Here is a 14450-nt window from a genome sequence, read left to right as displayed (position 1 = left end):
AGGTGACGCATGATACTAACAAAAAAAGAAAAGATAGCGTACGGGTTAGGTGATACAGCAAGTAACCTTATTTTCCAAACAGTGATGATGTTTTTATTGATTTTTTATACCGATGTTATGGGGATTGAAGCCGCATTAGTCGGCACGTTATTTTTGGTAGTAAGGATATTTGATGCCGTTACGGATCCGCTGATGGGGGCATTGGCAGACCGAACACACACTAAATACGGGCAATACCGGCCTTATTTATTATGGCTAGCTGTGCCATTTTCAGTGATATGTGTCCTGGCATTTACCACACCTGATTGGCCTTATGAATTAAAAGTTGCTTATGCATTTGTGACATACGCATTACTGATGCTGGTTTATACCGCAATTAATATCCCTTATTCAGCGTTAGGTGGCGTGTTAACCGTTGATCCAAACGAGCGGGTGTCTTTGCAATCTTATCGCTTTGTGTGTGGCATGTTAGGGGGGCTGATCATTGCAGCGGGCACCATGCCGCTGGTGGAGCTGCTAGGTGAAGGTAATCAACAAAAAGGGTATCAATACACCATGGCAGTGATGAGTGTATTGGGGTTAGTGTTGTTTATACTGTGCTTTTTAGGCACCACTGAACGTGTGTTGCCCCATCAAAAAAGAGTCGCTAAGGCGTCGGTTTTTTCAGATTTTAAGCTACTGGCTAAAAATGATCAGTGGCAGTTACTGTCGTTTGCTGGACTGTGTTTACTGACAGGCCAAGTATTAAAAGCCTCATTGGCTGTGTATTTTGTAAAATATTACTTAGAATTACCTGATTTGGTTACGCACTTTGTAACCCTCGGCATGATCATGAGTATTTTAGGGTGTGCGTGTTCCAGTTGGCTGGCTAATAGACTGTGTAAAGTAAAAGCCTATATCGCACTGCAACTGATCAGCGCACTGTTATGTGCACTGGCTTATTGGGTACCTAAAGAGCAGTGGCAGTGGGCGTTTGTGATGTTTGCAATGTGGAGCTTCTTTTTGCAAATGGCAACGCCGATTTTATGGGCAATGATGGCTGATACTATTGACTATGGGCAGCTTAAAACGTCACGAAGGATCACCGGTATGGTCTATTCATCGGTGGTGTTTTTTATTAAACTGGGCATTGCATTGGGAGGCGCGATTGCAGGGTGGCAATTAAGTTATTATGGCTATCAAGCAGATATGGTGCAGTCATCAGATACACAGCAAGGTATTGTACTGAGCTTCACCCTCTTACCAGCGATTGGCTCGTTGGTGGTTGCGATGATCATGACGCGCTATAAATTAAACGCGGGTGAAATGGCACAGGTGCAAAGTCAGTTGTGTAAAACAGCATAATAAAAAAGTAGTTTAGCGATTCACTAAGCTGAGAGCGAAGCAGAACGAGGGTGTTTAATGGCGACAATTTATCAGGTGTCTGAACTTGCAGGGGTGTCGTTGGCAACGGTTTCTCGGGTGATGAATAACAACGCACGAGTGAGCGATAAAACCAAAGAAAAAGTACTCAGTGCAATGGCAGAGTTGGGTTATCAACCCAATGCCATCGCCCAATCTTTGGCGTCGAATTGTTCCAATAGTGTGGGCGTGCTGGTGTCGGAGCTACATGGTCCGTTTTTTGGCGATATGATGAGCGCCATAGAGCAAACACTGCGTAGTGAAGGTAAACATGCCATTATCGCATCGGGTCACTCAAATGCCGACACAGAGCAAGCCAGTATTGAGTTTTTAATTGGCCGGAAATGCGACGCTTTAATATTGCATGTTGAAGCGGTCTCTGACGGGTATTTAATCGACTTAGCGGCAAAGGGTGTGTCTTTTGTATTAATCAATCGCTACATAGAGCAAATCTCAACCCATTGTATTTGTTTAGATAATCAGCAGGGCGGTTATCTTGCTACGCAGCATGTACTAGATTTGCAGCACGCTCAGGTGGCCTATATCAGCGGCCCAAGTTGGAAGCAGGATGCACAAGCCAGACTAAACGGGCACAAATTGGCGTTACAAGACGCCGATATTGCATTTGATAGCGAACTGGTGTTTGAAGGTGATTATCAGCAACAGTCAGGCAGTGCTGGGTTAGATGCCTTGTTGGGCACAGGCAAAGCGTTCAGTGCCATTATTTGTGCCAATGATGAAATGGCATCGGGCGTGATGACCCGTGCGCGTGAGCTAAATTTAGATATTCCTGAACAGCTCTCTATTGTTGGGTTCGATAATATTATTTACGCCAGTTACTTATACCCCACGTTAACAACGGTGGATTATCCTATTTTTCAAATGGGAAAAATGGCTGCGAACTACATTTTAGCAAAAACATATGATAAATCTGGTTTGGTACTTCGAGATGTTTTTGTGCCAAAACTTGAAGTCAGAAAATCAAGTAAACAGTTAGCTTAAGTGATTAAAAACAGAAGTTTAACTAGCCCAGTTTAGAGTGTATGAGCCGAGAATAAACAGTCATAAATAATAATTTAGTTGTGGTTTAGTTAATAAACAGTTGACGCAGCAAATATAATATTCTAACTTTAAATGTAAGCGCTTACATTTTATAAAACACAATAACGTAATTGGGCGTATAACTCAGTGCTTTATTTGCAAAAGTAGTTTTTGAGCTACTTTTACACATAAGCACTAAACATATGGTGTGGTCTGGGGACATTCTATGAAAACCAAGCAATTCAATAAATCTGTGTTAGCAACGAGCCTGTCGCTCATTCTTGGCGGTAATTTAGTATCGCTGGCTAATGCTGCTGAAGAAGAAAAAATAGAAGTGATTGAAGTCACAGGGATAAAAGGCAGTTTAATCAAATCAATGGATGTAAAGCGCAGTGCAACAGGGGTGGTAGATGCCATCACTGCTGAAGATATTGGCAAGTTCCCAGATGCAAACCTTGCAGAATCTTTGCAACGGATCACCGGGGTATCTATTGATAGAAGTAATAACGAAGGAAGTAAAATAACGGTACGGGGTATGGGCCCTGAATTTAACCTCGTCACTTTAAATGGTCGCCAAATGCCAACTGTTGGAGGTCGCTCGTTTGATTTTGCAAATATTGCGACCGAAGGTGTCAGCGCGGTTGAAGTCTATAAAACCACGAAAGCCGATTTACCCAGTGGGGGTATTGGCGCAACAGTGAATATGATCACTGCTAAGCCGCTTACGTCACCAGGGTTAAAAGCGTCGTTGGGGTTAAAAGGGGTGCTTGAAACGTCAAATGAAACAGGCGATGACATTACCCCAGAAATTTCGGGTATTTTTAGTAATACTTTTATGGAAGATAGGTTAGGCGTTTTGTTGTCGGGTTCATATCAAGACCGTAATAATCGTGAACAAAAAGCAGCAATTGATAATTGGATCCCCAATGTAAACCTTGCCGCATCTCCTAATTTGGCATTAACCGACAATAATCAGCGTGCGGATGGTGCGACTTGGTATCCGCAAAATTCAGGCTACTCGATTAACGACAACGAACGTACCCGTGTTAATGGTCAGCTGGTTTTACAATATGCCGTAAACGACGACATTGAAGCGACGGTTGACTACACCTATTCAAAACTTGAATTTGAGTCAAATCGAAATGGGTTTGGTGTGTGGTTTAACAATGGCGGTAATGTAAAAAGTGCCACCATTAACGAAAATGGCACTTATACCGATGTGGCTGAAATTGGCGGCGATTATGCAACGAATCTAAGCCGTGCTCAGTATGAAAATGAAAACAAGTCTTTGGGTTTTAACCTAACTTGGCAAGCCAGTGATGCCCTAGAACTGCAATTTGATATGCATGACTCATCGGCCACCAATGGCGGAGCAGGTTTAGGTTCTGATGCATTTTTGATTATTGGTAATACGTTTTGTGGTTTTTGTGCAGACTCTGGGCCTGAGTTTGGCCCAAATACCGCAAACATCAATGTTAAATCGAATACCGTTGATGGTAGCGGGATCCCATTATGGGGGCTTGATTTAATTGATGGGCAGGGCCAGCCTCAAGCTGAACTTACGGGCGCTGATATTGGTTCATTGTTTGGTGCTGTCACAAACGACACCAGCGAAAATGACATGCAGCAGTTTCAGTTAAAAGGTGAATGGGTAAATCAAAATGATGGCTTTGTGAATAAAGTGAGTTTTGGTGGCGCGCATACCAAAATGGAATTTAGGCAAACCAAAGCCTTTTCGCAAAACTTGCCAGCCGGCTGGTGGAACTGGTCTGCGGTGCATTTCCCTGATGATATGTTTGAACGAGTGGGTATAAGTTCATTACTCGATGGCTTCTCTAACGGCAATAATAAAGCCATCGATTACTATGTCACGGCGGATTTTGATTCGGTGTTACACTTGTTTGAAACCATTGAAGATACCATTGCACCAGATATATACAATTCAGGTTGGCCAACCGATGTAAATGGCAAGTTCCAATCAGGCCCCATAGATAACGACAGCCGTGTTGAAGAAGTCACAACGGCCTTGTATACCCAAGTGAGCATGACGTTTGATGTGGATGACATGCCATTAAATGTACTGGTTGGTTTGCGCTATGAAAAAACGGAGGTCACCTCTGCGGGTTTAGAGCGCCCTGCGGTGTCGATGGAGTGGGTAAATGGTAATGAGTGGGAATATGTGTACGCCACCGATCAGAGCTTTTCGCAAGGTGAAGGTGAAACCGAAGAGTTACTACCCAGTGTCGATATTGACTATGAAATTGTTGATGATGTGATTTTACGTGCATCTTACTCTCGTTCACTCACTCGCCCATCAATTGACGCGCTAGGCTCTACCAAAAACTTCATTGGTAACCCAAAAGTCGGTCAGCGCAAAGTGGAAGTGGGCAACCCACAGTTACAGCCTTATGTCGCTGATAACTATGACCTATCAGCTGAGTATTATTATGAAGAAGGCAGTTATGTATCGATCGGGTATTTCAATAAAAAAGTAGATAACTTTTTAGTGAATGTAACCACCAACGAAACCATTGCAGGGCTAACCGATGCGTTTATTGGCCCTCGCGCCGAGCAAGCACGACAAGAGCTGATTGCAGAGGGTATTCAGCCTTCAGATCAGGCTATTCACGACCGTATTAACCAAAATATGGGCCGTGATGCTGGAACGCGAATAGCGGGTAATACTGATGATCCGTTAGCAAGTTTTGCGGTATCTCGAGATGTAAACTTACGTGCCTCGCGCTTGTATGGGTGGGAGTTTGCTGTTCAGCATATGTTTGGTGAATCAGGGTTTGGCTTGCAAGCCAATGCCACGAAAGTCAGCGGTGATGTTGAAGTAGACCGAGATGTGGTTGACCCACAATTTGCGTTAGTGGGTATGAGTGACTCCGCTAACTTTTCGGCAATATACGATAAAGACGGCTTATCGGTTAGGCTTTCGTATAACTGGCGCGATGAGTTTCTATCGGGCTTTGATCAGCATTCATCACCAGTATTTACCGAAGCATACTCGCAGGTCGATTTAAATGTGAATTACCAAGTGACCGATCAGCTGGTGGTGTTTTTTGAAGGGTTAAATATTACCGAACAGACGCAGCGTGTATATGTGCGTTACCCAGAGCAGTTTTTAAATGGGGCGCAATATGGTGCTCGCTATAATATTGGCGCCCGCTATACTTTTTAAATAATTGATTTGGAAAGTGTGTTTAAAAATAAACGGCTGTATCTGTGATACAGCCGTTTGTACGATAAAGCACGCAATGCAGCGACACCTATCTTGGTTAAGTTAAGGTTGAAAAGTGCGGTTGAAAGTATGGTTGAGAATATGGGTCACAATACGACGGCTAAAACATCGGGCGACAGTGCATCAGAAAATAGTGCGTCAAAAAATAGTACAGTGACGCGCATTGTCATCATTGGTGGGGGCAGTGCAGGGTGGTTAACCGCGGGCGTTATTGCTGCCCATCATGGCGAGCAGGTGCACGTTACGCTCATCGAATCAGCGAATATTAAAACCATTGGTGTGGGCGAAGGCACATGGCCTACGATGCGAGACACACTGCAAAAAATTGGCATAACTGAAACAGACTTTATGCGCAGCTGTGACGCATCTTTTAAGCAAGGATCTCAGTTTATTAATTGGGGGTCGAGTCAGATGCCTGACAATTATTATCACCCCTTCTCGTTACCCGCAGGGTATATTCAAGGTCACTCAGCACATGTTCCAAGAAGTTCAGATCTGAGCTTTGCCCATATGCTGTGCCCACAAGCAACATGGTGTGACGCCAAATTAGCGCCCAAGCTGGGCAGTGATAAAGAATTTACAGGCCAAGGCAATTATGGCTACCACTTAGATGCAGATAAATTCGCAAAACTTTTAAAAAAGCATTGCACTGAGCAATTACACGTCGCGCATATTGTGGATGAGGTGATAGAGGTTATTGGACAATGCACCGATAACATAGAGGCTGTGATCACAACAACACATGGCAATGTAGCAGGAGACTTATTTATTGATTGTAGCGGCGGCGCGGCACTACTGATTGATAAACACTATAAAGTACCGTGGCTGAGTCAACAGCAGGTGTTAAAAAATGACTCAGCGGTTGCGGTGCAAGTGCCCCACAAGAGCAGTGAGTGCGATATAAATTCTTGCACGCTTTCTACCGCACAAACTGAGGGGTGGATATGGGACATTGCTTTGCCCACACGCCGTGGTATTGGCTATACGTTTGCCAGTGAGTTTACCGGTGAGCACATCGCCAAGGCTGCGTTGTTAAACTATATTAAAAAACAAGGGTTAAGCAAACCCAATGCAGAGGCTATTCGCACAATTAAGTTTAACCCCGGGTACAGGCAAACGCTTTGGTATAAAAACTGTGTTGCAGTGGGTATGTCAGCGGGATTTTTAGAGCCTTTAGAGGCATCTGCATTGGTTATGATTGAGTTAAGTGCGGCGTATATTGCTGAAAACTTACCGCAAAACCCCGTACATATGGAAACGGTCGCCGCACGCTTTAACCGAGAGTTTAGCCATCATTGGCAAAGTGCGGTGGCATTTTTAAAATTGCATTATGTGCTGAGTAATCGGGCTGACAGTGAATATTGGCAAACTATGCGCTCACAAGGCATACCGAAAAACTTGAGTGAACTCTTGGCGTTGTGGCGTTATCAAGTGCCTAAGCATCAAGATTTACCCCATAGCAACGATATATTTTCGGTAGCAAGTTACCAATATATTTTATATGGCATGGGCTTTGACACAGCTATAACACAACCGATTTTATCGATGCAGTCAGAGACTCTTTTTAAAGACATTCAGCTCAGCGTAAATCGCTTTGCTGAACAGGGTAAACAGACCTTACCCACAAACCGAGCATTGCTTTTGAATATTAAGAACCACGGAATACCAAAAATATAAACAGAGGTGACAATGAGCAAAGTTGAGCTAGTAAATAATAAAGACCATCATAAAATTAAAGTAATGACCCATCGTAGTAGCCAACTTGGCGATGATGTGAGTATTACGGGGGTATTCCCCAGCGAGTTTGTGCAATTGCAAAATGAGTATGTGATTTTTTTCAAAAAGAACGCACAAACAGGGCTGTTTCACTCTGTGGTGTTATTGGGGTTTGCTGAGGGAGAAAATTTATATTTAGAAAACGACAATTGGATGGCCGAGTATATGCCCCTGTCGATATTACGTGCGCCGTTTTTAATTGGGTTCACAGAACACATAAATAACGGTGTGCCCGAGCAAGTCGCGGCAGTGCACATTGATGTAGCGCACCCCAGAGTAAATTATGAACGTGGTGAGGCGCTATTTTTAGAGCACGGCGGCAATAGTGAATATTTGACACAAATAAACAGTGTTTTACAGGCTATTCATCATGGATATGCTGACGACGAAGCCTTCATGCAAAGCTTACTTAAATATGATTTGTTGGAAAGTGCCACCCTTAAAGTAGGATCAGATGCCTTAACTGGCTTGTACACCATCAATGAAGATAATTTACGTCAGTTAGACGCAAGTGCCCTGGAAGCGCTGCACCAAGTAGGTTATTTACAGCATATTTATATGGTGATGGCGTCTCTTGGGCAGTTAAAAAACTTGGTCAATGTAAAGTTGAACCAAAACCAGCAACGAACCGAGCACCAAAGCCCACCGCAAAGTGAAGCTTAAGGGCACTAAATGAATAGCGTACTTACTTTTGACTTGCCTGACCAAACGCAAATTTCGTCGTTAATTACTGAGGTAACACAACAGCAAAGCCAACCTATTTTATTTAAAGGGGCGGCGCACAGCTGGCCTATTGTTCAAGCGGCAATACACTCTGATGAGGCATTTTTTGATTACATCGCTCAATTTGATGTAAACGTGCCGGTATTTGCCTGCAGGCTGGCGGCAAAGTATAACGGCCGATTTTTTTACGATAACAGCTTAACCAACAAGAACTTTACACAAAGTAAAACCACACTGGCTGAGATTGTTCGCCATTTAAAAAATCAGACCTCGGTTCAAGAAACAACCCAAACGACAGACACCGTGTATATGGGCTCTACCACGTTAGAGTATTGCTTGCCCGGCTTAACTGCACACACCCCATTTAATTTTGCACATACAGACAGCTATAAGCACGACAGCGCATTAACCAGTCTGTGGCTGGGGGGTAAAACTAAAATTGCAGCCCATTATGACGTGCCAGATAACTTAGCCTGTGTGGTGGCGGGCAAGCGCCAGTTTACCCTGTTTGCTCCTGAGCAAATTAAAAACTTATACCCAGGCCCCATGGATGTAACGCCTGCTGGGCAGGTGGTGAGTTTGGTGGATATAACCGACCCCGATTTAATGCGTTTTCCGCGCTATAAAGAGGCACAAACTCACGCCTTTGTATGCGATGCGCATCCCGGTGATATGCTCTATATTCCTAGCCTATGGTGGCATCATGTTGAAGGTAAGAGTAATGTCAATGCGTTGATCAACTATTGGTGGCGAGATGTACCCCGCCATTTAGGTATGCCCAGTGACGTATTAACCCATGCGTTATTATCATTAGCCCAGTTACCTGCACATGAAAAAGCCGCTTGGCAAAGCATATTTGATCACTATATTTTTAATAGTGAAGATAAGCATACCCATATTCCAAATGATGCTAAAGGCCGCCTGGCAGCCATGAACCCCGCACAATCAATGGCACTGCGCGCTGAGCTGATCAATTTATTAAATAAATGAACTAATTGCTCCAATAGTAATTTGTTGCTTATTTATACATTAAATGTTAATTGTATGTTTCTTGAACTTATTTAAGGAACAAACATGTATCGGTTTAACACATTACTTTTGGCTAAATTAGCCTTAGTGAGCACGATTGCCAATGCGGCAATCCCCTATGACAATGCACAATATCATTATACGCAGCCAAATGGAGAGGTACTCACCATCTCCCTAGACGGCAACGACTACTTTGCTTACCAACGCACGAGCGACGGGCGATTGGTTATATTTGATAATCAATTAAATGGCTTAGCCTATGCTGAGGTATCAAGTGATGGGGCTGAGCTTATTTCGACTGGGGTGTTAGCTAAGGCGGACGCCGCGAATAACTCGCAGCAAGATGCCACCGACCTTCGCGCTTCACAACAAGGCACGTCACAACAACATGTGCAAAATGTGAAAACCTTAACCCCCGCTGCTGTAAGTGCAAAAGTGGCACAAGCGCAGCAAGCCATGTTGTTAAGTACCGAGCAGTTACACAGCCATACTGTAGTTAACAATCAAACCCAATCTCATTTAACGCAGGATGTAAATCAAGTCACTGCACTTGAAGAGGCGGCGGGTAATGTAAAAGGCCTTACCATTATTATTGATTTTCCTGATCAGCGGGGCACTATCAATAAAAGCCAAATTGAGTCTTTTTTAAATGAACTAAATTACACCGAATTTGGTAATGCGCAGTCGGTACGCGGGTATTTTAGGTCGGTCTCAGGGGGCAAGTTAGACTATACCAATACGGTAACTCAGTACTACACCGCGAAAAAGAACAAATCGTACTATGCCGACAGCCGTTATAGCTCTACCGTGCGCTCACAAGAGCTGATAAAAGAAGCCTTAGATTGGCTTGAAGTACAGCAAGGCTTTGACTTTTCGACGCTATCAACCAACAGCAGTAAGCAAATAAAAGGTTTAAACATTTTTTATGCGGGTAATTCTGATAGCAGTTGGTCAAAAGGGCTATGGCCACACATGGCACGGTTGAGCCCCCAATTTTGTGCTGACGGCGTATGCACCGACCGATACCAGATCACCGATATGCGTGATAGCTTAGCCATTGGTACCTTTGTACATGAATCAGGGCACTTGATCACCAATTGGCCTGACTTGTATGACTATGATGGTAGCTCCGAAGGCTCTGTCGCAAGCTTTGGCGTGATGGGTTATGGCGCAATTGGCACTACCAATAAGTTTAAACCCACGCCACCGGTGGCGCACTTTAGAAACCTTGCAGGGTGGGATGCAGTGACAGAGCTAAATCCCGCCATAAATAGCAATGCACCAAAAGGGGTGTTAACGCATACGTCGGCAAGTAACACATCATATAAGTGGACCAACCCTGCCAACCGAAACGAAGCGTTTTATATTGAAGCGGTTCATCGCGCAGGACAAAATTCAGAGCAGTTAGACTCAGGGCTTGCGATTTGGCACGTAGACAATGCAGGTAGTAACTCGAATGAGTGGCGACCATACATTCAAATGGAACACGCCGACGCGAATCGAGATCCAGAAAACAACATTAACCGCGGTGATAATAGCGACTTATTTAAAGCCGCAGGAGAGTTTTCAAGTACTTTACCCAATGCATTAACCAATAAAGGCACCAATGCACTGTGGTGGAATGGCCAAGATTCAGGCTTGTCGATTAAGAATATTTCAGACGCTGCAGCTACGATGTCATTTGAGCTTGTTACAGGCACACCGCCACCAACGGGTGATGTGTATACAGGCACGCTGGCGAACAAAGAACAGCACGTTCACCCTGATGGTCGCTGGTTTCAATACGCGGGTGGCACCATTGGCTTACAACTTGCCGGCCCAAGTAACGCCGACTTTGATTTAAAGCTTGAAAAGTGGACCAATGGCAGCTGGCAGCAAGTCGCGATATCTGAAACACCGACATCGCAGGAATCGATTAGCTACAATGCCGCCAGCGGCTATTACCGCATCTTGGTTTATTCGTATTCAGGCGCAGGAAGCTATCAGTTAACAGTTAATAAATAGCGTGAGTAAATAAAAAATAGCATGAGTAAGCAGAGCTGAATTATATATGTGTCTCTAACTCTGAGCTCAAAAGAACAATCACAGGGTAAGCAATTACCCTGTGATTTTTTGAGGTCCGAAAGGAGAGGGTTATTTAGCAAGTACAGCTTTCCTTCTCGTTATGTAAAGTGATATTACGCTCGGTTAACTAAAAGTAAAGTCTTTACAGTGTTGAATTTATTATATTTTTTAATTTTTGGATTTTACATAACGAGTCAAATATGTTCTCGGTTAAGTCAATTATCGGGTTCATGAGGTGTGGAAAGATGATTGTGATATGTTACAGATGGTGGTAATTTGTTAATATTAATTTAATTGTCTTGTAATTCTGATTTTCTCTGAACGGAATGAGAGCAGAGTGATTGTCGGTATTTAAGTTAAAACGCTGTTATAAGTACAATTTGGCCTGTTCGATATTATTTGAATAATAAGTTTAAGGAAAGTTATGGGTGAGCTATCAAGAAAAATTGGTGAAAAAGGAGAAAAGCTTGTTTCTGAATTTCTAACTATTATAGGTTGGGATAATTTTCTAGACGATGAGTCAATAAGTTGTCATTTTCCAGAAAAACATAAAAGAGCAAGTGCAAAAAAGAATAGAACAACTCATGGTATTGATGTATTCCATTCATTTAGATCTCAACTCCAAGATTACACACTCGAAAATATTGTATTATCGGTCAAATATACAAATGATCCTTACCCTGCCAACCCATCATCAAAATTTAAAGAGCATTTAAAAGACTTAGCCCAAACGGTAGAGTGCTTTATGAAGTCTGACTTGAGGTCGTCTAATAACGAAGACTATGAAATGTCAGGGATTAATAAAGCTAGTGATGTTGGAGTTCTCTTTTGGCTAAGTAACCATAAAGAGTCAGACCAAGATGTTATAAGTAAAATTGCAAATATAAATTTAGATAAAAGCCTTAACTTCTCAACAGTACATGTTGTTGATAATAGTCGTGCTGCATTCATTTACGATTCTGTGAATTATATTCGTAATAATTACAGGAACTATGAGTGTTACTTTCATTATGCATTTAGCTCCTCCAACTTTAAAGATCCTGATATTGATAAATTCGGAAGCATCATGCCTGTTGAGTATTTAACTTCAAATTTATTACCATTTAGGATAATTGATAAGCAGACAAAAAAAGTATCATTTTGTTTGTCTAGCAGAGAAAATTTTTCCGAAGAAGCTATTAATCGACTCTTGTATTTGGCCAGTGACGTTTCACAAGATTTCACCGGTGACTTTATTTTCCTTTTTCCAGAATACGACCCCTTGAAACATGACCCAATCTTAAAAAGAGCAAAACGTTTAAAAAAGGACACAAAAAGTTCGCTTAATGTAGTTGTAAAATCTTATAGCTCTGATTTTAGGAATTTAATAAATGAATAAAAAATACCTATTACCATTTGGGGATTCACTAAGAGAGTTTTTAAATGATTCAGGCGTAGTTAAATCAGATCTTAGAGGACTGATTCGTAGAAGAGGGATTTTTGTTTCTGTAGAAGAAAAAAGTTCATATATCCCTATCTTAGTGAGGACAGGAATAACCCCCTCAGAGTTAATTGAGCTCAACGAAAACCTAAAGGTAAGAGAAGCTAACCCCAAAAGGCAGACACAATCAATTAAATGTGAAGCAGTAGATGTAAATTTAATTGATGCAATACCATTAGGTTACAATGTAAACCAAATTACTAAAAAAGAGTTTGCGAATTATAAGGTTTTGGGAAATCCAAGCTTTAAGACCATAGATAACGATCCTAACAATATTGAGTTAGATTTTAGTGTGGAACGATATGACTACACTCAAAGTTGGAATAAGAATACGACGCAATTTAGTGGAAAAGTTAAACTAAAAAAAGATGGAGATGCTTTAGATATTAATATCAGTTTGTCTCATACGTCAGATGAAACAAAGGAGGTGGCTAATAAAATAGCCTCTGATGTGATTGGACTTCTAAAGAAATCGGGTCACGTTAAAAGTGAAGAAAAAGTGAAAAAGATAAGGTTTTCTGATTTCACTAATGAAAAAAGAATTAAGTTCTTACAAGAGTTGAGTCAAAAGCAAATAAATAATGAGCTTTACTTCAAAGATACTAAGGATATTGGCTTTAGCCCTGACACATCCCTAGAACTCCCAGAAGAAATTTCTTGGATGCAAGAAAAAGTTAGTAACTTAGAAATTCAAGGTAAAGAGCTACATTCCACATTTTTCATTAAAAATAGAAGGTTACATAAAAACATTCAAATGCACAGGATAGAAGCTTCTTATACATTTGATTTTATTAATTATAGTGGAACATGTGTAATATCTTTTGAATTTCCTGAGTTTGTCGCTAAACAAGATAAAAGTGCAGAACTCATAATTCGAGTAAATAGTGTAAGGTTTAAAGAGAACAAAATAGGGATAAGTCAAAGCAAAATGAAAGAAGTACTTTTGAGTCAGTTAGAAAGTTCAAAGTTGGCTTTATACAAAAAGCACTCTGAGTAATGTACTTATAACAAGCGCATAAAAAATGACGTCAAACGCTTGGCTGGCGCTCATTCTTCGCTAATTTTAGCCAAGCATTATCCGCACTTTATGCGGGCGTTGGTATGACTCCCACTGTCAAGTTAAACACACTGATCCCTGCTTAACTATAAGCCATAATCTCTCAATTCGAATTAGAGCGAGTTAATACATAAGATGAAGCAAGTAATTTCGTCGGTTTTCATGCTGATATTCGTTGGTTACTCACTTTCGTGGGCAGAGCAGACCTTACTTAGTTCGACGTGGCACCTGTCTTCAGTCTATGTTCGTGGTTCAATACTGTGTTTGCAGCATTGCCATCCTAACGCCGTCGGTGGTTGTGCCACATCCGATGCTTGACCCAATGCATTAACTCTAATTCGTTCATATTAAGCGGGTACCCGTGCTGAACGTAATCTTGGATTAACGGGTATCAATACTACTTCTTTTGCAATTGCCCAGATATACGCAATCATTTCTCTGGCAATAGCAGTGACAACAAGGTTGTAATGCTTGCCTTTATTTATAAGCTTTTTATAACGTTTGCAGAGTCTTAATTGTGCTTTCCATGCGATATCAACAATTTGCTTTGGCAAGCCTTCTTGTCGTTTTTGTAGTTCAGTCGATATGTTGGCTGCATGGCGATAACTATGAGCGCCTTCGACTAATAACCGTCT

The 14450-nt window shown here is 41.9% G+C and carries 9 protein-coding genes and 1 pseudogene; 9 read left to right on the top strand and 1 reads right to left on the bottom strand.

Annotation, left to right across the window (positions count from 1 at the left end; all coding sequences use genetic code 11):
- The first annotated feature begins 12 nt into the window (after window positions 1–12).
- From BGP78_RS06815 to BGP78_RS06775, 9 genes are all read left to right on the top strand, one after another.
- Window positions 13–1344 carry a glycoside-pentoside-hexuronide (GPH):cation symporter gene (locus tag BGP78_RS06815; protein WP_119860708.1) on the top strand — a complete coding sequence of 444 codons (1332 nt, stop codon included), beginning with the start codon at window positions 13–15 and terminating at the stop codon, window positions 1342–1344.
- Window positions 1345–1401: 57 nt separating this feature from the next.
- Window positions 1402–2403, top strand: a complete 1002-nt coding sequence (locus tag BGP78_RS06810; protein WP_119860692.1) for a LacI family DNA-binding transcriptional regulator — start codon at window positions 1402–1404, stop codon at window positions 2401–2403.
- A gap of 265 nt (window positions 2404–2668) precedes the next feature.
- Window positions 2669–5626, top strand: coding sequence for a TonB-dependent receptor (locus BGP78_RS06805; protein WP_119860691.1), 2958 nt, complete (start codon window positions 2669–2671; stop codon window positions 5624–5626).
- Window positions 5627–5683: 57 nt separating this feature from the next.
- Window positions 5684–7363, top strand: a complete 1680-nt coding sequence (locus tag BGP78_RS06800) for a tryptophan halogenase family protein (RefSeq protein ID WP_259386212.1) — start codon at window positions 5684–5686, stop codon at window positions 7361–7363.
- Window positions 7364–7375: 12 nt separating this feature from the next.
- A complete protein-coding gene (locus BGP78_RS06795; protein WP_119860690.1) occupies window positions 7376–8125 on the top strand; it encodes a SapC family protein in 750 nt (249 codons plus the stop codon).
- Window positions 8126–8134: 9 nt separating this feature from the next.
- Complete coding sequence (locus BGP78_RS06790) at window positions 8135–9175, top strand: cupin-like domain-containing protein (protein WP_119860689.1); 1041 nt, start codon at window positions 8135–8137, stop codon at window positions 9173–9175.
- Between the two features lie 84 nt (window positions 9176–9259).
- Window positions 9260–11218 carry a M6 family metalloprotease domain-containing protein gene (locus tag BGP78_RS06785; protein ID WP_119860688.1) on the top strand — a complete coding sequence of 653 codons (1959 nt, stop codon included), beginning with the start codon at window positions 9260–9262 and terminating at the stop codon, window positions 11216–11218.
- Between the two features lie 484 nt (window positions 11219–11702).
- On the top strand, window positions 11703–12656 hold the full coding sequence (locus tag BGP78_RS06780; protein ID WP_119860687.1) for a hypothetical protein: 954 nt from the start codon (window positions 11703–11705) through the stop codon (window positions 12654–12656).
- Entirely contained in the window at window positions 12649–13755 is a 1107-nt protein-coding gene (locus tag BGP78_RS06775; RefSeq protein WP_119860686.1) for a hypothetical protein, read from the top strand. The genes BGP78_RS06780 and BGP78_RS06775 overlap by 8 nt, the downstream gene beginning before the upstream one ends.
- Before the next feature lie 407 nt (window positions 13756–14162).
- Here the strand turns inward: BGP78_RS06775 and BGP78_RS06770 are convergent.
- A pseudogene (locus BGP78_RS06770) lies at window positions 14163–14450 on the bottom strand (IS110 family transposase); the annotation flags it as partial.

The organism is Pseudoalteromonas sp. MSK9-3 (assembly GCF_003590335.1).
Taxonomy (GTDB): Bacteria; Pseudomonadota; Gammaproteobacteria; order Enterobacterales; family Alteromonadaceae; genus Pseudoalteromonas.
This window is presented reverse-complemented; position numbering and strand designations above follow the sequence as displayed.

Bases quoted from the DNA above. Each gene is read 5' to 3' on its own strand.
- BGP78_RS06805 (WP_119860691.1), top strand. From the start codon at position 2,669: ATGAAAACCAAGCAATTCAATAAATCTGTGTTAGCAACGAGCCTGTCG.
- BGP78_RS06810 (WP_119860692.1), top strand. From the start codon at position 1,402: ATGGCGACAATTTATCAGGTGTCTGAACTTGCAGGGGTGTCGTTGGCA.
- BGP78_RS06785 (WP_119860688.1), top strand. From the start codon at position 9,260: ATGTATCGGTTTAACACATTACTTTTGGCTAAATTAGCCTTAGTGAGC.
- BGP78_RS06780 (WP_119860687.1), top strand. From the start codon at position 11,703: ATGGGTGAGCTATCAAGAAAAATTGGTGAAAAAGGAGAAAAGCTTGTT.
- BGP78_RS06795 (WP_119860690.1), top strand. From the start codon at position 7,376: ATGAGCAAAGTTGAGCTAGTAAATAATAAAGACCATCATAAAATTAAA.
- BGP78_RS06775 (WP_119860686.1), top strand. From the start codon at position 12,649: ATGAATAAAAAATACCTATTACCATTTGGGGATTCACTAAGAGAGTTT.
- BGP78_RS06790 (WP_119860689.1), top strand. From the start codon at position 8,135: ATGAATAGCGTACTTACTTTTGACTTGCCTGACCAAACGCAAATTTCG.